Source organism: uncultured Sphingobacterium sp., from assembly GCF_964277905.1.
Lineage (GTDB): Bacteria > Bacteroidota > Bacteroidia > Sphingobacteriales > Sphingobacteriaceae > Sphingobacterium > Sphingobacterium siyangense.
In genome coordinates this window covers 52,115-71,859 of sequence record NZ_CAXYKD010000008.1, presented here as the reverse complement: position 1 = coordinate 71,859, position 19,745 = coordinate 52,115, and the positions used below count along the sequence as shown (strand labels likewise).

At 40.4% G+C, this 19,745-nt stretch carries 18 protein-coding genes; 9 read left to right on the top strand and 9 right to left on the bottom strand.

Features of this window, described 5'->3' with window-relative positions; genetic code table 11:
* Nucleotides 1–14 precede the first annotated feature (14 nt).
* Nucleotides 15–305, top strand: coding sequence for a putative quinol monooxygenase (locus ACHWSC_RS06465; protein WP_075993834.1), 291 nt, complete (start codon nt 15–17; stop codon nt 303–305).
* Nucleotides 306–450: 145 nt separating this feature from the next.
* Here ACHWSC_RS06465 and ACHWSC_RS06460 read toward each other — a convergent pair whose 3' ends face one another.
* The 6 genes from ACHWSC_RS06460 to ACHWSC_RS06435 form a co-directional block, all read right to left on the bottom strand.
* A complete protein-coding gene (locus ACHWSC_RS06460) occupies nt 451–774 on the bottom strand; it encodes a hypothetical protein (protein ID WP_088162569.1) in 324 nt (107 codons plus the stop codon).
* 164 nt (nt 775–938) lie between these two features.
* Nucleotides 939–1,601, bottom strand: coding sequence for a glutamine amidotransferase (locus tag ACHWSC_RS06455; RefSeq protein ID WP_394676233.1), 663 nt, complete (start codon nt 1,599–1,601; stop codon nt 939–941).
* Nucleotides 1,602–1,612: 11 nt separating this feature from the next.
* Entirely contained in the window at nt 1,613–2,344 is a 732-nt protein-coding gene (locus ACHWSC_RS06450) for a YggS family pyridoxal phosphate-dependent enzyme (RefSeq protein ID WP_394676232.1), read from the bottom strand.
* Nucleotides 2,337–2,876 (bottom strand): GNAT family N-acetyltransferase, encoded by a 540-nt coding sequence (locus tag ACHWSC_RS06445; RefSeq protein WP_394676231.1) that lies wholly within the window; start codon nt 2,874–2,876, stop codon nt 2,337–2,339. Before ACHWSC_RS06445 ends, ACHWSC_RS06450 begins: the two co-directional genes overlap by 8 nt.
* Nucleotides 2,873–3,499: an FMN-binding negative transcriptional regulator gene (locus ACHWSC_RS06440; protein WP_394676230.1), complete on the bottom strand. Its 627-nt coding sequence runs from the start codon at nt 3,497–3,499 to the stop codon at nt 2,873–2,875. The genes ACHWSC_RS06445 and ACHWSC_RS06440 overlap by 4 nt, the downstream gene beginning before the upstream one ends.
* Nucleotides 3,500–3,712: 213 nt before the next feature.
* Complete coding sequence (locus tag ACHWSC_RS06435) at nt 3,713–5,527, bottom strand: mechanosensitive ion channel family protein (RefSeq protein ID WP_201669430.1); 1,815 nt, start codon at nt 5,525–5,527, stop codon at nt 3,713–3,715.
* A 271-nt stretch (nt 5,528–5,798) separates the two neighbouring features.
* Between ACHWSC_RS06435 and ACHWSC_RS06430 the strand changes: the two genes are divergently transcribed.
* On the top strand, nt 5,799–8,267 hold the full coding sequence (locus ACHWSC_RS06430) for a glutaminase domain-containing protein (protein ID WP_394676259.1): 2,469 nt from the start codon (nt 5,799–5,801) through the stop codon (nt 8,265–8,267).
* A 98-nt stretch (nt 8,268–8,365) separates the two neighbouring features.
* Here the strand turns inward: ACHWSC_RS06430 and ACHWSC_RS06425 are convergent, their stop codons facing one another.
* The 3 genes from ACHWSC_RS06425 to ACHWSC_RS06415 form a co-directional block, all read right to left on the bottom strand.
* On the bottom strand, nt 8,366–8,860 hold the full coding sequence (locus ACHWSC_RS06425) for a DUF1062 domain-containing protein (protein WP_394676229.1): 495 nt from the start codon (nt 8,858–8,860) through the stop codon (nt 8,366–8,368).
* Between the two features lie 497 nt (nt 8,861–9,357).
* Nucleotides 9,358–11,277: a sensor histidine kinase gene (locus ACHWSC_RS06420; RefSeq protein ID WP_394676228.1), complete on the bottom strand. Its 1,920-nt coding sequence runs from the start codon at nt 11,275–11,277 to the stop codon at nt 9,358–9,360.
* A complete protein-coding gene (locus ACHWSC_RS06415) occupies nt 11,274–12,017 on the bottom strand; it encodes a LytTR family DNA-binding domain-containing protein (RefSeq protein WP_083663731.1) in 744 nt (247 codons plus the stop codon). The genes ACHWSC_RS06420 and ACHWSC_RS06415 overlap by 4 nt, the downstream gene beginning before the upstream one ends.
* A 187-nt stretch (nt 12,018–12,204) precedes the next feature.
* On the opposite strand from ACHWSC_RS06415, the gene ACHWSC_RS06410 reads away from it, so the two are divergent.
* The 7 genes from ACHWSC_RS06410 (at nt 12,205) to ACHWSC_RS06380 (ending at nt 19,683) form a co-directional block, all read left to right on the top strand.
* A complete protein-coding gene (locus ACHWSC_RS06410; protein ID WP_120336314.1) occupies nt 12,205–12,858 on the top strand; it encodes a Pr6Pr family membrane protein in 654 nt (217 codons plus the stop codon).
* 73 nt (nt 12,859–12,931) lie between these two features.
* Nucleotides 12,932–13,453, top strand: a complete 522-nt coding sequence (locus ACHWSC_RS06405) for a hypothetical protein (RefSeq protein WP_115050061.1) — start codon at nt 12,932–12,934, stop codon at nt 13,451–13,453.
* 148 nt (nt 13,454–13,601) lie between these two features.
* On the top strand, nt 13,602–14,009 hold the full coding sequence (locus ACHWSC_RS06400; RefSeq protein WP_075993825.1) for a VOC family protein: 408 nt from the start codon (nt 13,602–13,604) through the stop codon (nt 14,007–14,009).
* Between the two features lie 259 nt (nt 14,010–14,268).
* Complete coding sequence (locus tag ACHWSC_RS06395; protein ID WP_115050063.1) at nt 14,269–14,538, top strand: hypothetical protein; 270 nt, start codon at nt 14,269–14,271, stop codon at nt 14,536–14,538.
* Nucleotides 14,539–14,663: 125 nt separating this feature from the next.
* Entirely contained in the window at nt 14,664–15,029 is a 366-nt protein-coding gene (locus tag ACHWSC_RS06390; protein ID WP_115050065.1) for a hypothetical protein, read from the top strand.
* An 85-nt stretch (nt 15,030–15,114) separates the two neighbouring features.
* Entirely contained in the window at nt 15,115–16,503 is a 1,389-nt protein-coding gene (locus ACHWSC_RS06385; protein WP_205400623.1) for a TolC family protein, read from the top strand.
* Nucleotides 16,504–16,509: 6 nt separating this feature from the next.
* Entirely contained in the window at nt 16,510–19,683 is a 3,174-nt protein-coding gene (locus ACHWSC_RS06380; protein ID WP_394676227.1) for an efflux RND transporter permease subunit, read from the top strand.
* Nucleotides 19,684–19,745: the final 62 nt, after the last annotated feature.

Below are 19,745 nucleotides of genomic sequence, written 5' to 3'. Positions count from 1 at the left end.
TAAAAATCAATAACATGAAGGTATATTTAACCGCAATTTTAAAGGCAGTTCCCGCACATCGGGAAGAAGTATTGGCATTATTGTTAGAAATGGTCGAAGCAAGTAGAAAGGAAGCAGCCTGTATACAGTACGATCTGCATCAGGTAAATAGTGATGAAAACCAGTTTATCTTTTATGAAATCTGGGAAGATCAGGCGGGCTTGGATGCGCATAATCAACAACCTTATATTGTCGCATTCGGAAAAGTTGCCGGTGAAAAATTGCAGGAAGCGCCTCAAATTATATTAATGAATAAAATCGCTTAATTTACAATGTGGCCTGTAAGGACCGTATTGAAAAGATAGCAAAGAATATCATGTAGTGGATGACGTGTACAGGCGGAAGATATTAACTATAATTGAAGTATTGGTGGGTACCAAAATCATTTGTGTTGCCTTGAATAAGCTTGTTTTATTCTGATTTAGTGACGCGAATGATTTTGTTGGTACCTTGCTGAACAGCGACATCGACTTTATTTCGTTGCGTGTAGCTCTGTTGTAGGAGGTTCAATTTTTTGGCCAGTTGACCATCCTGATTGTCTAGCCAGAAGGTCGCAGCCATAATACCAATTTGAACTCTATAACTGGAATCAGTTTCCGGAACAAGCTGCTCAATAACCTGATGTTGATACCAAGTCAGATTTTTGTTTTCTTTTTGGGAAACACAGGCGTGTAGGAAAATTGCCAGAAGGGCTAGATAGCCCATTTTTAAAAGTTGACCGCGTCTTAGGTTCATCAATAGTTTTTTTGTGTTACACCAAATCTACTATTTTTTATCCAACGAATGAATTACTGCTGTAAATTTTTACGCTCCTGTTTAGACAGAAACCCTTCATTTACTTATTAGACTTCTCGTGTATGCACATTCAAGTAAATCTAAAAATGTATGAAGTTTGCTGTTCATTTCGCGGTAATCAAAAGTCTGAATTTCTTCAGGTGATTGCACAAATTGGAGCGATTGGCTTGAAGAAAGAGATCTTCTTCTGCATCTATCAAGAGCCGGACGACTTCAGTAGTAAGTTCCATATGGCATTGAAATCCGTAGACGAGATTTGTATAGCGAACAATTTGCCGAGGGCAGCCTACGCTGCTTGCTAAGATTTTACTTTCAGGGGTAAGTCCAGGCATATCGTTGTGCCAATGTCCGACCGGTAATGGGCTGCCAAAATGTGCTATTTTGCTGTCGTTTATTCCTTCTTCTGTGAGCGTGATGGGGAAAACTCCAATTTCTTTTTGTGGACTATGTCTGTACGTTGCCGACAGCGCTTCGCCAATCAATTGTGCGCCCAAACATATACCAACAACCGCCTTGCCGGTATCAATACATCGGCGGATAAAAGCGATTTCGGCCTTAGCGTCAAAATAAGGGTATTCGGATGGGGATGAATCTGGGCTTTGAGGTCCGCCCATAATGATCAATACATCGATGGAATCTATTTCCTTTGGAAGGGGATCCTGTTGATAAACATGGGAGAAAGTAACTGAATGTTGCTGTTTTTCTGCCCAGGTTAAATAGGCCCCGGGTGCTTCAAAAACTTCGTGTTGTATAAAATGTATCCGCATCGTTTTTTTTGTTAGTTGTGTTCGTTCCAGTAATAACTATCTGGTGTAGGACGTTGTCCAAAAATTGCCGTGCCTACTCTGACAATCGTAGCGCCTTCCGCTATCGCTATCGCTAAATCTCCGCTCATGCCCATCGACAATTCTTGCATCGATACACCGGGAATAGCTAGGGCTATAATTTGTTGTTGAATTTGTTTGAGCAATTTAAAACAGGCACGTACCTGTTCGGCCTCGGCACTCAATATACCGATAGTCATCAGTCCTTTAATCTTTAGTGTGCTTAATGTTGCTATTTGCTGAACCAGGCCGATTACTTCCCCTGGCGCAGCGCCGTACTTGCTCTCTTCGAAGGAAGTATTTACCTGAATGAGTACTTCCATGGTTTTGTCTTCTTTTAAAAGTCGCTGATGCAATTTTTCGGCGAGATCTATACGATCGATCGAATGGATGCAGGATACGTTGCATTTGAGCAGATCCTTGATCTTATTGGTTTGAAGATGACCAATAAAATGATTGACATGGGGAACAGCGTTTAAATACTCAAATTTGTCTTTCAGTTCCTGCACTTTATTTTCAGCAATTAGGGTTTGACCAGCTTGCAGCGCGATTTCTATACGTTCGGCAGGTACGGTTTTAGTGGCCAGCAATAATTTTACCTCGCAGGGATCGCGACGGTTTGTTTTGCAGGCTTCGTCTATACGTTGTTGTATGACCTGTATATTTTCTGCTATAAACTCATGCATGTGGTTGTACTGTTTTTTTCATCATGATATCTATTTGTTTATCGTCACCCAGTTGAAAAATATGCTGGTCGAATGCGGCAAAACCATTTTTCTGATAGAAATTGATTGCCCGCAAGTTTTTTTCCCAAACACCAAGCCAGATAAATGAAGCTGCTTTTATTTGAGCTAAGGCTAATGCTTTTTCAAACAATAACTGTCCCACTTTTCTACCCTGAAATTCCTGTAATACATAGATGCGCTCGATTTCTAATGCCTGCGGGCACTGTTGTTCGGTCTGGGCCTGGCCGGTATTTACTTTTAGGTAGCCAATAACATCATTTTTCAAGACAGCGAAGTAAAATTCAGATTCGTTATCGCAGAGCTCGGACAATAATTTTTCCTTTGAAAACCCTTCGGCTAGATAGGTCTTCATATTCTCTTCGGTATTCGTGTCTGAAAAGGTCTGAATAAATGTTGCTTTTCCTATTTGCTGCAGCAGGTCAATATCTGTTAGTTTTACCTGTGTGATTTCTATGTCAGTGTGCGTGTTCATTTTTTTTCGTTACTTATTGATCCATTTTTCATTGCTGCGGCAATATTTCTTTCGAGCTCATTGTCGCTATTTTTTAGAAAATCACGGATACGCTGTTTTTCTGTTTCACTTTTATTTTGACTTAATTTTTTTTGGCCCTGTAAATCTGTAACGACAAGTTCGAAGGCGACGATACCCTGCATCATACCACTTTTAAAACGATCGGAAAGGCTTTCCCATTGTGTTAAATAGGCTTCGTCGTAACTCCGGATCATCTGTTCTAGGGCTTTACTTTTTGCTTTTTCGTCTGTAAGGATGGATGCAAGGCCATAGGCATGTACAGCGATGTAATCCCAGGTTGGCACACTTTCTTCCTTGTCATAGTGTTGTGGTGAGATATAAGCATGTGGTTCGGAGAAAATAACCAATGACGGCGTATTTTCGATATAATTGGCTTGTTCGTTTGCACGAGCGAAGTGTGATGTTAAAAGCAGCTGATCTTTATCTGTACGGATGTGGAAGGGGAGCTGTGTGGCTATTGGAATCCCCTCTTTAATCGATACAATGGTCGCAAAACTATATTGTTGCATAAATTCAATCTTTTCTGCGTAATCTTCGAACTGGAAATGTTTGGGTACATACATGCAAATAGCTATTTCTTGATTTTATCCAAAATTACAGCCAATAGATGCAACTGAGCTAGTCCAATTTGAATAATGTAGCTGGTCCAGTGTTCATTTATTGCGCTTGCTTAAGTATATTTACGCTGAAAGATAAGCAAAGAAAGGTGCCAGAAATGGAAAAATATGTGTTAAGAATATTCTTTGCAGTAATCAGCTAAAAATTGTGCTTTCAGATCAGTTATTGTAAGAGCTGTTGGGCATTTTTGGATTATATTGTTGTACATGGTCAACTTTAGCAAATATGTGTGGGCCATTCATTTCAATTCCTGCGGCTAGAAAGTCATCTAAGATCGATTGAAAAATTTCAGACTTTGCCAGTTCAATTTCACCAGATTTAGCGATGTATACATTCAGTTCATAGAGGACATAGAAGTCGTCTAATTTTTTTTGTAAGACGAATGGCGCGGGGTTAAGGTTGACTCTTTTTATTCGGGGTGGGATGTTCAGGAGCAATTCGTGTATACGTTGCCAAGGTTCTTCATAACCGACTGTCAATTCCACCTGAAAGCAGATTCCATCTTCTGAGAAGGTTGAATAATTGACGGTATTTCCGGAAAGTACCGAGGAATTGGGGATGGTAATTTCTTCATTTTTTATCGTTCGAAGCCTTGTTACCAGGGGTGATTTTTCGATAACAACGCCTGTTTTATCGGCGATGGTAATACGGTCTCCGATACGGAAAGGACGCATATAGGTGATCACAAGTCCCGCTATGATATTGGAAATTGCAGAAGATGATCCTAAAGAAAATAGGACACCTATAAATACGGATATTCCTTTAAAGATATCTGAATTTGCACCGGGTAAATACGGGAATATGAGCACCAGTGTGAAGGCTTGGAGCAGAAAGCGAACAATCGTGAAGGTAGGCATGGCAAAATCGCGATGAAAGCCATTAACCTCTAATTTGCCTTTGTCAATTTCGCTAAAGATATACTTTATGAATCGAACGGCATAACGCATAACAACGAGTATGACAAATACGGTAATCAGATTTGGAATATAATCCCAAATTGCCAAAACTGCAGTCTTCAGGGGTTTTGTGAAGAGTCCAATGAGATTGGATGCCCAGCTCTGTGTAAATGGAAAAACACTGAAGACAATCGGCAGCATGATAAAGGCAATGAGGACGATCAAGCCCCAACGTAAAATATTTATTGCATTAATAAACATCCGTGTTTTTTGTACCGAAGTGACAAGGACATAATTTTTGATCTTAATGTCTTTGATCCGTTGTGTTCTTTCCGTTAATATACGTTGCGTACCATATTTTTTCAACTTGTTTATCAATAGAATCAATATCGAAAAAACGACGAGAATGAGAAATACAAGCCCAATACGGGTAAGAAGTTTTGTAATGCTATTATCTGCACGTTCCGTTGTGATTGAATCCTGAATTCTTTTTAGGTAGTTTGCCGCAATCTCTTCTTTACTTTTTCCTTCAAGAAGAGCATCGAGTTCTGTGACGGAAGTTATGACGAGATCTTTGTAAACGATGTCGGCACTAATTTCGCTGTTTTCGATTTTAAACGAATCTACTTTCACAAAATCGTCTTCATATAGATTATGGATTCTGCTGACCACATTGTAAGCTCGGTCTTTGGCTAATGATGATCCAAGTTTATTATAGATATAGAAGAGGGTATCCTGAAATGGCGCGACTGCATATCTTTTGGTGTTTTTTTTGATGGAGTCTACTTTAACTTTCAGCTGCTGCTTCCGAAGGTTATTTTCTTCGTCAAACTCATTCAGCTGCTGTTTTAAATTTTCCTTTTTGGGGCTATTTTGACTTTTAAGATCGGCAATTTCATTCTGAAGCTTTACCCGTTCAAGAGAGTCATTAATTTGCTGTTGTCTAATTCCGTTCAGTAAGGAACTCAGATCCAATTCTTTTTTATTGACCGAATCTGTTTCTTGTGCATAAAGCTGTGTGCTCGTTGAAAAAAGACAAGATATGGTCATTAAGAAATAAACGTAAATACTTCTCATCGTGTTGTTGGTAAAATTGAATGCCGATGTTTATTAGGTCATTTTGCACATAACGATCGGACGGGTTCTCAAAGATAATAATTATCTTGATTAGATGGCAGCATGTCAAATATGATATAAATTGAAGGTAAAATGATACGATGCGACAGCTGAATTTAAATTATTCCAACTTTCTTTGTTAAAACGATTGGGCATAAGTTCAATGCGGAAAACTATGTAGCTAATTTATCCAAAAAATATGATTAAACCTTTTCAAAAATCTATTCATGCAATGAACAAACTCGGGAAGATAGGTCTCTGCTTTGTTTTGGCCTGTGCTTCTACTGTTTTAGAAGGACAAGCCCAAGAACGCAAAGCTCCGGCTTATCCATTGATTACGCACAACCCCAATTTTAGTATATGGTCCATGACTGATCAGCTTCATGCGTCGACAACGAAACACTGGACAGACGCTGATCATTCGCTGTTGGGCTTAATTGATGTTGATGGTAATATTTATCGTTTTCTTGGCAAAGAAGAGCCTAGTTATGCGGTTATTCTACCGACTTCGGAAGATAAATCGTATACGGTACAATATACTGAATCAAAACCTCAAGGCGGCTGGGAGTCTTCCGCTTATAAGACGAATGCATGGAAATCGGGACTTGCACCCATCGGTGATGATGCGCAACAGGTAAAGACGCTTTGGAAATCGGACGATATCTGGGTGAGACGTGAGTTTTCCGTAGCGGATCCGAAGGGCATCAATGAGCTGTTTCTAAAACTCAATCATGATGATAATATAGAAGTATTTTTGAATGGGAAGAAGGTTTACGAAAAGATAGGTTGGACTAACAGCTTTCACTATTTACCGATTGACAAGGCGAATTTGAAGGCCGGGCAAAATCATATTGCCATCCATTTGAAGAATAGTGCTGGCGGTCGTTACCTGGATTTTGGTTTGGTCGACAGGCTTAAAGAACGTGGACCGAAAATTCAGGAAGCCGTGCAAAAAGATGTGGAAATAACAGCGACGCGTACGGTCTATAATTTTCAGGCCGGTAAGGTGGATCTGAAACTAAGCTTTACGTCGCCTTTGCTTATGGATGATCTGAATTTATTGGCTCGACCGGTAAGCTATATCACGTATAACGTAAAAGCAAACGATGGCAAGCAGCATGCGGTTAAAGTTTTTCTAAGTGCATCCACAAATATTGCGGTGTATAAGCCTTCACAGGAAGTAACCGCCGAAAAATATGAAACGGCAAAATTGTCGGTACTAAAAGCGGGAACGGTCGAACAGCCTATTTTGCAGAAAGGTGCCGATGATATGCGGATAGACTGGGGGTATTTTTATGTTGCTTCACCAAAGCAGGATAAAACGCAACAGTTTATTAGTCCGAGGGGCGGAGCCGTCGACGCCTTTAGAAAGGGAACAGCGACCGCTGCAAAAACTGTTAAGGGTACCTCACTTGCGCTGAACACGGTCATTCCGTTTGGCAATGTGGGGGCGAAAGCGGAGGAGCGTTTTGTTGAGGTGGGCTACGATGAAATTTATGCGATTCAGTATTTCAAAAATAACCTGCGACCATGGTGGAACAATTCTGGCAAAGAAACGATGGAAAATCAGCTTACTTTGGCTGCAGATGAGTATCGTAATGTGCTCGATAAGTGCGTCGCATTCGACAAAGCGGTTTATGCGGATGCGCTAAAATCGGGTGGAAAAGAATATGCACATCTTAGTGTGCTAGCTTATCGCCAAAGTATAGCAGCACATACCTTGGTGAAAAGTCCACAAAATGAATTGCTATGGCTTTCCAAAGAAAATAATAGTGGTGGTTTTATCAATACGGTGGATGTCACTTATCCTTCAGCACCATTGTATTTGATCTATAATCCGGAGTTGTTGAAAGGGATGTTAACTGGAATATTTTATTTTAGCGAGAGCGGTAAATATCCGTATCCTTGGGCGGCTCACGATTTGGGTACGTATCCATTGGCCAATGGTCAAACCTATGGCGAACCTATGCCTGTGGAGGAGTCGGGCAATATGATTATTTTAACTGCGGCAATCGCGAAAGTGCAAGGGAATGGGGACTATGCCAGGAAGCATTGGAAAACATTGACAACTTGGGTAGATTATCTCGTTAAAGATGGCTTTGACCCTAAAACGCAGCTCTGTACAGACGATTTTGCTGGCCATCTTGCACGAAATGCCAATTTATCTGTTAAAGCTATTGTGGGTATTGCCTGTTATGCGCAGCTAGCGGAGGCCATTGGTGAAACTGCAATCGCAAAAAAATACCGTGCAATTGCCGAGGAAATGGTCCCGAAATGGATGGAAATGGCAGATGCGGGCGACCATTACGCGCTGACATTTGATGATAAAAATACCTGGAGTCAAAAATATAATTTGATCTGGGACAAAGTGTTGGGATTGAATCTGTTTCCTCAAAAAGTGTATGATACGGAAATTAAGTATTACCTGACCAAGCAAAATAGATTTGGTATACCATTGGATAGCCGTAAGGCCTACACCAAAAATGACTGGATTCTTTGGACAGCATCATTTGCTCCATCAAAAGAAGCATTTGAAGCTTTGGTGAAACCAGTCTATAATCATGCGATTCAAACGGAATCCCGTGTCCCATTAAATGATTTTTATGATTCGACTACGGGGATCCGTGAAAACTTTAAGGCGCGTAGTGTTGTTGGAGGTTTTTACATGAAACTTTTAGCGGATATAATGAAACAAAAATAAATAATGCCAATGAGCAGGGGAAGAACCTGCAATGAAATTTAGTTTGTGTTTAGTTAATAAGACGGCGGGCAATTATAGGATTGCTCGCCGTTTGTTTATCAGGTTATGCGTTTCAATGCTTCGCATGATATTTTCACAATATCCTCATGTCTGACGCGATGTTTTTTTTCTAGAAATTTTCCATGTACAGTAATTGCCTGCATAGTGATGAGCCGGTCAAGCTGCTTGGATGATAGTTTTAAACAGTTACGAATGACGGTAGATAGTTTGAGCTGAAAGCTGAATGCATAGATAACTTTGAAGGATAAGGTGTCTTCATTTGTGCTGTGCAAATTTTCAATGAACAGCTGTTCATACTGTATTTCATATTTGATGGTATCGAAATCTGCTTCAACATTGTTCTTTTTTCTGATTTCTGTTGAAAAAGCGTATTGCCATGCTAGTTCCCTGTTGTTTTCCTGAAATCTATGAAACAGTTCCTTATTGATGGATTCGGGGCTGGTACGGGAAATAATGGTCATATTGTAGGTGTTATCACATTTGATACATCTATAAATCAACCAAACGTCGATATTTTTTTTCTGTGCATTCATTCTGAACTTTTCACTGCAGTAGAACCTATCACTATCGCAATGGCTGCAGGATCTTTTGAGAAGGGGAGTGCTGTGTGCTTTGACCTCCCAGATATATTCTTTTCGCATGAGTTGTAGTCGCGCTTAATATTCTTTATTTGATTTTTGATATTATCGACGATATTGGAAAGGATGGGATGTGGTATTTTAAATACTGAAATAGCATAAAATACTCTCCTGAGCTAACAATACCGAGAATAATAGGGTGAAATGAAAACCTGTTCGGATAGGAGTTATCCGAATAAAAGAATAATTAGCCTGTGGTTGTGAGGCTAAATTATGCGACTATAAATTTGAAAATTGTGTTCAAAACGCTATTTCGTTGGTTTATAAACGAATTTAATTAATTTAATTGATTTTCCATGGATATCGAATGAAATTGTGCTACAATTTATATCCTATCTTGATATTAGATGACAAGTTGAATGCGCTGTAGTTTGTTTAAATAATATAAATCGTTAATAGGTAATTGGGATAAGAAGTGTGACCGTGGTGCCGGCAATGGGGTCTTTGGTGGTCTGAACACTCGCTTTTTTTCCTAGCAATTGCATACGTTCACGACTGATTGTTCCAGAGAGTGAACGATGTGTAATTTCAGGAATGTCTGGATTGACTTTACCGCTATCTTTAATCGTCACCCGTAGGATATCTGCAGACAACGCAAACTGGATGTCAATACTACCATCGCCCGTTTCGAGGTTTATACCGTGCAGGATTGCATTTTCAACATAGGGTTGTATGAGCATTGGTGGTAGCATTACTGCACTTAAATCTTGATCTTCCGGTTGTGCGATGTGGTAATGAAAAGCATCTTCAAAACGCATTTGCTGTAAGATCAAATAGTTTTCTAAGGTTTCAAGTTCTTCATTTAAGGGAACGAGGCTCTCACGGCTTAATTCGAGATTGCTACGTAGTAGTCGACTGAAACGGTTCAAATATTTGATGGCATTTTCCTTCTTATCCAGGCGCATGAAGCTCTGTACAGCGGAAAGGGTATTGAAAATAAAGTGCGGTTCCATCTGTGTGCGCAACAACTGCTGCTGCAATAAGACCTTTTCTTTCTCTTGCCTGGAGCGTCGCTGACGAAAACTGTAATATAGGAAGAAAAGTATGATGATCAATAAAATAACCGCCAGGGAGGAAATGATCAGTCCTAAACGATTTTGTTGTAGCTGAAGCTTATTGATCTTGATATTTTCATTCAGTATACGGATAGACTGATCTTTCGCCTGGAGTTGATAAAGGGCATTCATTTCTGCGATCGCTTGTGTATTCTCCGACTGATAAATACCTTTTTGTAATTGCACAAGGTGATTCAATACGTCTATAGCTGCCTTATCTTTTCCTTGCAAGCGATAGACGGCTGCGAGACTGTTTTGAAATGTAATTTCGTTGTTGGGAAAGATTAATTTGGGAAACTGCGCTTTAAGTTTGCCTGCTTTTTGGATGAATTTTTCTCCCAATACCGGTTTATTTAGTGAAACATAGATTGCGGCTACATTACTGTAGTCTACGAATAAATTGTTCATCAATATAGAGGATGCTGTCTGTTGGTGCAAACGTTCATCTATTGTTATTTTTAGCAACTCATAATGTAAAATGGAATCCGGTTTCTTAGCCGTTTCATAGTATTGGATCTTCGAATCGTATAGAAAACTAATGTTGTATTTGTCTGGATTTTTAGCGTGTAATTCTTCGAGTTGATGAAGGAAGGGGGCAATATCTTCTGCTGGCCGCTGTAAGGTGTTCAGCGTCTGTATCATTTGTACCAAAACGCGTTGTCGGTTAATATGTCCTTCCGGCAGTGAATCAATTAGGGGGAGTACCGAACGATTCATCTTTTCTGCAAGGTTATACTGGAAGGAGCTCAAATTGTTTTGGGCAGCGGACAATAATATCGCTGATTTTGCTTCGGTTGACAGTCCAGCAGCGGTATCCGATAAAACAATCGTGGCGGCTTTGTTATAATAATAGCCCGCTTCGCGTTGTTTTGCTTCTATGCTACGGATATTTCCTATTCCATTGTAAATAAGTGCTTTGTATTTTGCGTTTCCAGTGGTGGGTTCAATGAGTTCAAGCGCCTGTTGAACAAAAAAAAGAGCCGAATCTTGACCACTCATAGCATAGAGTCGTGCCAGGTAATACTTTACACGGGCAGCGAGTACCGTGTCTTTTTTTACGGTGGAATTATGGTCTAACGTTAACCAGGCCTGTTTGATGGAATCTCCATTTGCTGCAGTTAATTTTTGGTCTTCGAGCGTTTTAATCTGTGCAGTAATAGCATCATAGTCGGGCGAGGGTGTGTCTTTCTTTCGAGCGCAAGCGATAAAAAACAAAGGCAGTAGTAGCCAAGGGAAAATGCGGTTCAGTGCGCTCATTTTTCTGGGAAAAGCTGATTTAAGATCGAGTTTTTTCTACGTGATGAAATTGGAATTTCCTCTTTGTTCTTTAAGACAATATATTCGGAACGATTGACACCAGAAATATGCGACCTGTTGACAAGATACGATTGATGGGTGCGTAAGAAATAAGGCTGTGGCAATAATTCTTCATAATATTTGAGGGGTTTAGAGATTAACTCTTTTGTACCATCATTTAAAAAGAAAAAAGTATAGGGACCGTCTCCTTTGCAGTAAACGATGTTGTGAACAGGGACGATACGTACCTGGTGTATGGAAGACAAGGCAATGCTTTCGGGAAGTTCACTGGCATGTAAAGCTTCTTGTGCCATTGATAAACGTTGCATCCATTGGGGATTGTTTTCGCTTTTACGCCGGTAACGTTCTAAGGCTTCGTTTAGTTCGGTTTGATCGACCGGTTTCAAGAGATAATCCAAAGCACCGTATTTGATGGCTTTGATTGCAAAATGATTGTAGGCCGTAATGAAAATAATATTCTGAGGAATAACGGTTAGCTTTTTTAGGATGTCAAATGCTGTACCATCACGGAGCTGAATATCCATGAGTATAACGTCTGGTTGTTTCTCTTCAATCAATTTTACAGCATTTGTCACCGTATCGCTCCAGCCAACAAGTTCAACGTCAGTTTCCTGTTGAACCAAATAGCTGATTTCTTTGCGTACGGCGGGTTCATCCTCGATAATGGCTACTCTAATCATTTATCAATACTTTATAGCGTATAAAAATAATAATTGTTAGTAAGGAAACTGAATCCATTTACAATTCGTTGCAATTATTTACAATCTGGATTCCGGGTTCGAACAGCGGTGAATTGGATTTGATCATTTAAAATTCCAAATAGCAGTTGAAATTTTTATATTTAGTATTGTATAGACCACTCGTAATATGGAGACTCAAAGTTCATTAAAATCGGTTTTCGCTGGTAGCATTGGTTTGATTACCTTGTTTGCAGTCGTTGGGCAATTTGTATTAAGCGCTCTAGTCTCTAAGCTTGGCCGCATCGACTATATTGTTCAGTTTTTTAGTTATTTTACGATTCTCGGTAATGTAATGGTTCTGCTATGCTGTTTTTTTACTGTTGTATGGTCAAGAAGTCGAATAGGCCTATTTTTTACTAAACCCGAAACAATTACTGCGGTAACATTATACATTCTTATTGTCGGAATTATCTATAATACCCTACTACGCTTTCTGTCGCATCCACAGGGTTTATCAATGGTGGTTGACGAATTATTGCATGTGGTCACTCCTTTGAGTTTTTTCCTTTTTTGGTGGCGCTTTTTGGACAAGGGAACAATCCGTTGGAATCATCTTTTCTATTGGTTGATCTTCCCATTAGTCTATCTTTTTTATACGTTGTGGCATGGTTCGTTTTCTGGATTTTATCCCTATCCTTTTGTCAATGTTTCCGAGTTGGGGATGGACAGGGTTCTTTTGAATAGCTTTGGAGTGACCTTGGTTTTCGTCGCAATTGGTGCATTATTGATCGTATTGGGAAAATGGCAAAACAAACGGCATTCTCAGCGGATTAAAAAATAAGAAAACTCAAAGCTTGTCGATATTGTTATATTACTAGAACAGCGTTCTATTTTTTACTTTAATTGAATTGAAAATGGTTATACGATTTTTTGTCTGTGTCTCTTTGGTATTATGTGCGATATGTTGTTTTGGTCAAGTTGATGTTGATAAAATGCGAGCCGAGTACGCTACTGCTGTTCAAAATAAAAAACTCTGTGAAGCGAATCTGAAACTATTGGAAGGAGCTGCCAATTCCGCAACGGAGAAGGGATACCTGGCTGCTTATGAAATATTATGGGCGAAACATATGGGTAATCCGTTTACAAAATTAGGTCAATTCAAGAAAGGGAAAAAGCTTTTGGAGGAAATGATCATGAAATATCCCGATAATATCGATTTACGTTTTATTCGTTGGAGTGTGCAGACACATGCACCCTCTTTTTTGAGCTATAGTAAAGATCGATTGCGGGACAAGGAATATTTGGTGCACAACTTACATAAATTGCCCAATCCTAAGGGCCGAGAAGTGATCTATATCTATTTGAAAGAAGCAAATAGTTATCTCAAAGGTGAGCATGTGTTTTCACAGGCCGAATTGAATGAGCTCTCTAAGTAACAATCGATCCATATAACGAGCTATCCATATAAGGTATGAACATTCCGCTGCCTATTCATTGATGCTGCATAAAAATCTTCGCATAGGTCAAGTTTTTTTTGGATGGAAATTTTCAACTTTGCATGATTAATAGCAATTAAACTTTAAAATGATGAAACAGATATTTATTAATCTTGTCGTAGCCGATGTGAATAAGTCAATGGATTTTTATACACAATTGGGCTTTACGAATAATCCTCAGTTTTCCGACGAACAAGGCAAATGTATGGTTTGGAGTGAGCATATTTTTGTGATGCTTTTATCTCCGGATAAATTTAAAACATTTACAGAAAAACCGCTTGCAGATACAAAAAAACAGATTGCAGCACTACTTTCACTTTCTGTTTCTGGTTTGGATCGTGTGAACGAAATTGTTGATAATGGATTGAAAGCCGGAGGCATTGAACCAACGCCAATGAAAGACTACGGTTTTATGCAACAGCGAAGTATTGAAGATTTTGACGGTCATACCTGGGAGATATTTTATATGGATATGAGCAAATTTCCAGCGGCATAGAAATCATATCGGAATAATCGGTTATCGTAAAGTCCCTTGCAGTAATGTAAGGGACTTTTTCTTTTGTTGTTAAGGTAGCGAAGTCGCTGTATGCCGACGATTGCTGCTGCCGATTTTTTTATCGGTGCTGCGAATATTAAACCATCGAATGCGAATTATAGTTATGCCTTGCGAAAAGCTGGGCTACGGCTTACATTTGACAACATATCCGTTTGTTGTTTAGATAAATGGATGGGTATTAAATCATAAAACTTGACACATGTTTAAAAATAAAAAGCTCAGCAAAAATCCGCTTCATTATGTTTATGCGATGATATGGTTGGTGTTATTTGGTTCCATCGCTTACTACGTTTATTCGGGAGCGGCATTTAAACCGGAGAATGGTAAAATTCACCTCGTGGCTATACTTATTGCTTGGGTGGTGGAGTATCTGGGGCTTACAATTACAAGTCTACTCTTCTTATTGTATGGAATCTATCGGGCCATGACAACCGTTTTAGAGGATGTGAAGGATAGTCCCGAGTCTTGAGCGATTTGTGCAACATAGTGTTTACAAATCCTAAGGCTATGCTAATGTTACAGTAGCATTTTACGACGTTAATTATATTTGTTTTGTAAATACATATTGTGATTTACGTGTAAGTCGTGGTACCTATGTTCAAACAAATTACATTTCGAGTTTTGCTGTTGATAAGCGCTTTGCTGCTGGTCGTAAAGCCATTAATTGGCTTTACGCTATATCATCAGGCCAAGGCTCAGGGCGAGAATGAGTTTATAACGGTTATCAAGGCTTTCAGCAAAAGAAAGCAGGAATACCTGGATTGGGTTGAAACTAGTGAAGGCAGCATAATCTGTAATGGCATGTCTGCAGTAGTGGGACGCATCCGAACGTTGCTTATTTTCCATTTCTCCAATTTTTTCTCACCTTCTGTAGGGAAAAATCCGACAAACAATTTCTTAAGTCAACTATTTAGCCCTTTTGAGCGGCTCTACCTGTTGCATCTCCGTTTGACCTTATGATTTGATACCTGTTTAAAATAGACGAAAGGCGTTATTCTGCTGAGGAATTTCGTTGCTGTAATTTATTTAAAATAAGATATTAAACATGTTTAAGAAAATAGTCCTGATAGGAGTTTTCTTGCTTTCCTGTGGCGTTTTTTGTCATGGGCAGGAAAATAATATACCTATCAAACTCAATGATTTGTTGTCTGCGGTAGCACAACATGCGCCTTCTTTGCGTACCGACTATACGGGTACTATGGTACAAGAAGCTCGTGTGCAGGAAATACGAAATAACCGTTTGCCGAGTTTGCAGCTATCCTATCAAGCTGATCTCGGTTCAAATAATAATGTGCCCGGCCCTTACTTTGGATTTGGTATTGTGCCGACCAATAATGGGGGGATACGTGAAAATAATAATTACAATGCCGTCAGCAGCAATCTTGCTATTGCGGCGTTTCAATGGGAGTTCTATAATTTCGGCGCGTACCAGGCACAAGATCAATTGGCTCAATCGGCGGTTAACGTTGAAAAGAAACGATTTGATCAATCAAAATACGACCTGCAATCGTTTACGATCTACAGTTATCTTCAGCTGTTAAAATTGCATGATCTTATTGAAATTCAGACACGGAGTATCGATCGAAACCGAGAGATCAGGCAATCGATATTTGCTGTAGTTAAAAGCGGTATCCGGGCGGGAGTTGATACCAGTATGGCGGATGCGGAGATTTCAAGAGCGAAGCTGAGCCTAATTGAACTTGAAAATCAACAACGGCAGTTGCAGATTCGTTTATCGACGCTGTCTGCATTGCCCCCTGATCAAATTGTTGCCGATACGACCGCTGAAAAGATCCTCTTTGAGCAGGTGAAAAGTTCGCCCATTGAATTGAATGGGGGCACGCAGCATCCCTTAGTAGCCTATTACAATGCTTTATTTGATAAAACCAAAATGGAGGAAAAGCTTGTATCAAAAAGCTACCGTCCTAAGCTCTTTCTTTCGGGGGCAGTGTGGGGACGTGCCGCGAGTGTAGATCACAGCAATAGTTATCGTTCCCTAGGCGAGGGATTTGGAGTGGAACGAGGTAATTATCTCGTTGGTGTCGGAATCAATTACAACATCTTTGACCTTCAACGGAAAAAAGCAAAACTCCATACACAGCGGTTGATGGTTGATCAGGCTGGGCAAAAGCTGCAGGAGGAGCAGGCCAATATTACGATGAATATTGCGCAGTCTGCTGCGGAAGTTGCTACTGCCGAGCAGAGGTTGGACGAGATCCCGCATCAGACCAAAGCTGCTAATGCAGCCTATCGGCAAAAGTTCTCGCTTTATAAAAATGGGCTTACAGATATTGTTGAAGTCAATGTCGCACAAAATATGCTCTATCAGGCTGAGCGGGATTATATCGCTGCCAAGTATAATTATTACCTCGCATTGTTCCATCAGGTCGTTGCCCAGAATAATGTAGACGGATTTCTCCAACTTTTTAAATAAATGTCTATGTCATTAGTTACAGTTGCTTTAAAAAGGCCGATTACGACAGTGATTATTACACTGAGTCTATTGTTATTTTCGATCTTATCACTCTTTAAGATTCCTATCGATATCTTTCCGCAGCTTAATTCGCCTACAATATATGTGATTGAGTCTTATGGTGGTATGTCTCCACAGCAGATGGAAGGTTTTTTTTCCTCCCGAATGCAGGATCAATTTCTATATGTCAACGGTATAAAAAATATTTCTGCCAAGAATATTCAGGGACTGACCTTACTGAAATTGAGTTTTTATGAAAATACGGATATGGCCGAGGCATCGGCACAGGTTGCATTGCAGGTAAACCGGGCCATGAAATTCTTTCCTCCGGGAGCATTGCCTCCGCAAGTTGTCCGTTTTGACGCCTCATCCCTTCCTGTCGGACAGCTAGTGCTGTCATCTAAAACACGAAGTTTAAAGGAAATCTATGATATGGCAAGTACACTTGTTCGTCCGATGTTTTCCGCTGTGCCCGGACTTTCAGCTCCACCGCCTTTTGGAGCCAACTCAAGGACTATAACGGTCAATGTTGATCCCAATAAACTACGAAGTTATAATTTAACGGCAGATGAAATTGTGATGGCTTTGTCAAAATTCAATGTGATGTCTCCTTCGGGTAACCTTCACCTTGACAATACAATGTATGTCACGACGATAAACTCGCTCATTAAGAATGTAAGCGACTTTGCCAATATTCCAATTTTGACGAAAAATGGGATACCTATTTATGTGAAAGATGTGGCTCGGGTATCAGATGGATCCGATATTACGGTAAGTTATGCGTTGATCAATGGAAGAAGATCCGTCTATATTCCTGCGGTGAAAACTGCTGACGCTTCTACCTGGGCTGTTGTCCGTAATCTGAAAGCTAAATTACCGGAGATTCAAAACTTGCTTCCTGAAGATGTGAAAGTTTCCTATGAGTTTGATCAGTCTGTGGCCGTAATGAATTCGGTCCAAAGCCTTTTGCACGAAGGCGGACTTGGGGCTTTATTGACCGGGTTGATGGTGTTGTTATTTTTGCGGGATTGGCGCAGCAGTCTGATCGTCATCATTACAATACCAGTTTCCATATTATTGGGGGTATTGTTGCTGAAACTTTTCGGACAAACAATCAATATCATGACCTTAAGTGGTTTGGCACTGGCGATTGGGATTTTGGTTGACCAGGCCACGGTGACAATTGAAAGTATCCATCAGCATCAGGAAAAAGGGACCGCCAAACGGAAAGCAATTTATCGTGCCTGTCAAGAGATTGCGGTGCCATTGTTGTTGATTCTCTTTTGTATCCTGGCTGTTTTTGCACCATCGTTTATGATGGAAGGCATCCCTAGAGCCATGTTTTTACCTTTATCTCTGTCCATTGGTTTAACTATGATTGCTTCGTATTTTATGGCGCAAACATTGGTGCCAATCTTATCCAATTGGTTGCTCAAGGATCATCATCTGGGGCATGCTCAATCGGATTCCCCCAGTTTTTTTGATCGGATAAAAAAGCGGTATCGTGTGATATTACATCGATCCATGCGTCATAAGGGTAGGGTTGTCTTAGGCTATTTGTTTTGTACGCTTGCGATGTCGGCGCTTGCATTCCTATATATCGGCAAGGATATGATGCCGAAAGTCAATAACGGACAGTTTCAATTGCGGATCAAGGAACCCGATGGGACACGATTGGAGCGTACGGAGGAATCTGTTAAACAGGTTCTGCAATTGATTGACAGTACGGTCAATCATCAGGTTGCCATCAGTTCTGCTTATGTTGGTTTGGTTCCGAGCAGTTATGGTGTTAGTAATTTGTATGTTTTCAATACAGGGACACATGAGGCTGTTATTCAGGTGAACTTAAATGCAGATTATCATGTTAATATGGATGAGCTTAAAGATGTACTCAGACATAATATTCAGTATAAAATGCCACGTTTGCGGTTCAATTTTGAGCCTATAGACATGACCGAGAAAATTATGAGCCAGGGTGCGGCCACACCGATCGAGGTCCGTATTGCCGGAAAGAAAATGGATGAGATGAAGTCATATGCCGACAAAGTTGTTTCAGCACTGCACAAGATTGATTATTTACGGGATGTACAGATTGCTCAACCCTTGAAGTTACCGACCATTGCAATAGCCATCGATCGGCTCAAAGCATCACAATTGGGTTTACAGATGGATGATATTGCCCGGTCTGTGACGGCGAGTACGTCTTCGAGTCGTTTTACGCAAAAGATACAATGGCTTGATGAGAATAACACCTATACGTATCAAGTACAGGTTCAGGTGCCTGAGTATGTGATGAATACGATGGACGAGTTGCGTGAAATCCCATTAGTCAAAGGACAGTTAACGCCAACCTTAGGCGATATTGCGAGTTTTAATACACAATATATGCCTGGAGAGTATGACCGACAAGGGCCAAGGCGCTATTTAACTGTGATGGCCAATATACACCAAAAGGATCTGGGGACGGCTACAGCGGATGTTCAAAAAGCGATTCGGAGCCTGGCTGCTCCACCCCGAGGTGTCATCGTTGAGATGAAGGGAATGTCTACACTGTTGCTTGAGACCATGAGTAGCCTTCAAATAGGCCTGCTATGTGCTGTGGTTGTTATTTTTCTTTTATTGGCGGCGAATTACCAAAGTGTGAAACTTTCCTTGACGGCTTTGGTGACTATTCCGGCAGTTATTCTTGGGGCATTGTTGATGCTCATATTGACGGGGTCAACTTTAAATTTACAATCCTATATGGGCATGATCATGTCTACAGGTGTTTCGGTTGCAAATGCCATTCTTATCGTTTCGGGGGCAGAAAATTTGCGTATCGATCTTCGTAACGCACGGACGGCGGCTTTTGCGAGTGCTGCTACACGTTTGCGTCCCATATTAATGACGAGTATGGCTATGATTGCGGGGATGATTCCGATGGCTATGGGAATGGGAGAAACTGGGGAGCAGGCCGCGCCACTTGGACGTGCTGTTATCGGTGGTTTGTTTGCGTCAACTTTTGCCGCCCTTTTCATACTCCCCTTGTTGTTTGTGTGGATGAAGGAGAAATCCAACTATGATTCTGTTTCACTGCTACCGCATGAGGAACCGGTGGATGCAGAGGCTATTTTAGACAACAATGCTTATATCGCAAATTAGGTGTTAAGCTTAGCAGGCTTAAATGCCATTTTACGATACGGTGAACTTAAAATTTTGAAAAA

What these genes read in the sequence shown, in the direction of transcription:
- ACHWSC_RS06465 (WP_075993834.1), top strand. Translation starts at nt 15, where the DNA reads ATGAAGGTATATTTAACCGCAATTTTAAAGGCAGTTCCCGCACATCGG.
- ACHWSC_RS06460 (WP_088162569.1), bottom strand. Translation starts at nt 774, where the DNA reads ATGAACCTAAGACGCGGTCAACTTTTAAAAATGGGCTATCTAGCCCTT.
- ACHWSC_RS06455 (WP_394676233.1), bottom strand. Translation starts at nt 1,601, where the DNA reads ATGCGGATACATTTTATACAACACGAAGTTTTTGAAGCACCCGGGGCC.
- ACHWSC_RS06450 (WP_394676232.1), bottom strand. Translation starts at nt 2,344, where the DNA reads ATGCATGAGTTTATAGCAGAAAATATACAGGTCATACAACAACGTATA.
- ACHWSC_RS06445 (WP_394676231.1), bottom strand. Translation starts at nt 2,876, where the DNA reads ATGAACACGCACACTGACATAGAAATCACACAGGTAAAACTAACAGAT.
- ACHWSC_RS06440 (WP_394676230.1), bottom strand. Translation starts at nt 3,499, where the DNA reads ATGTATGTACCCAAACATTTCCAGTTCGAAGATTACGCAGAAAAGATT.
- ACHWSC_RS06435 (WP_201669430.1), bottom strand. Translation starts at nt 5,527, where the DNA reads ATGAGAAGTATTTACGTTTATTTCTTAATGACCATATCTTGTCTTTTT.
- ACHWSC_RS06430 (WP_394676259.1), top strand. Translation starts at nt 5,799, where the DNA reads ATGAACAAACTCGGGAAGATAGGTCTCTGCTTTGTTTTGGCCTGTGCT.
- ACHWSC_RS06425 (WP_394676229.1), bottom strand. Translation starts at nt 8,860, where the DNA reads ATGAATGCACAGAAAAAAAATATCGACGTTTGGTTGATTTATAGATGT.
- ACHWSC_RS06420 (WP_394676228.1), bottom strand. Translation starts at nt 11,277, where the DNA reads ATGAGCGCACTGAACCGCATTTTCCCTTGGCTACTACTGCCTTTGTTT.
- ACHWSC_RS06415 (WP_083663731.1), bottom strand. Translation starts at nt 12,017, where the DNA reads ATGATTAGAGTAGCCATTATCGAGGATGAACCCGCCGTACGCAAAGAA.
- ACHWSC_RS06410 (WP_120336314.1), top strand. Translation starts at nt 12,205, where the DNA reads ATGGAGACTCAAAGTTCATTAAAATCGGTTTTCGCTGGTAGCATTGGT.
- ACHWSC_RS06405 (WP_115050061.1), top strand. Translation starts at nt 12,932, where the DNA reads ATGGTTATACGATTTTTTGTCTGTGTCTCTTTGGTATTATGTGCGATA.
- ACHWSC_RS06400 (WP_075993825.1), top strand. Translation starts at nt 13,602, where the DNA reads ATGATGAAACAGATATTTATTAATCTTGTCGTAGCCGATGTGAATAAG.
- ACHWSC_RS06395 (WP_115050063.1), top strand. Translation starts at nt 14,269, where the DNA reads ATGTTTAAAAATAAAAAGCTCAGCAAAAATCCGCTTCATTATGTTTAT.
- ACHWSC_RS06390 (WP_115050065.1), top strand. Translation starts at nt 14,664, where the DNA reads ATGTTCAAACAAATTACATTTCGAGTTTTGCTGTTGATAAGCGCTTTG.
- ACHWSC_RS06385 (WP_205400623.1), top strand. Translation starts at nt 15,115, where the DNA reads ATGTTTAAGAAAATAGTCCTGATAGGAGTTTTCTTGCTTTCCTGTGGC.
- ACHWSC_RS06380 (WP_394676227.1), top strand. Translation starts at nt 16,510, where the DNA reads ATGTCATTAGTTACAGTTGCTTTAAAAAGGCCGATTACGACAGTGATT.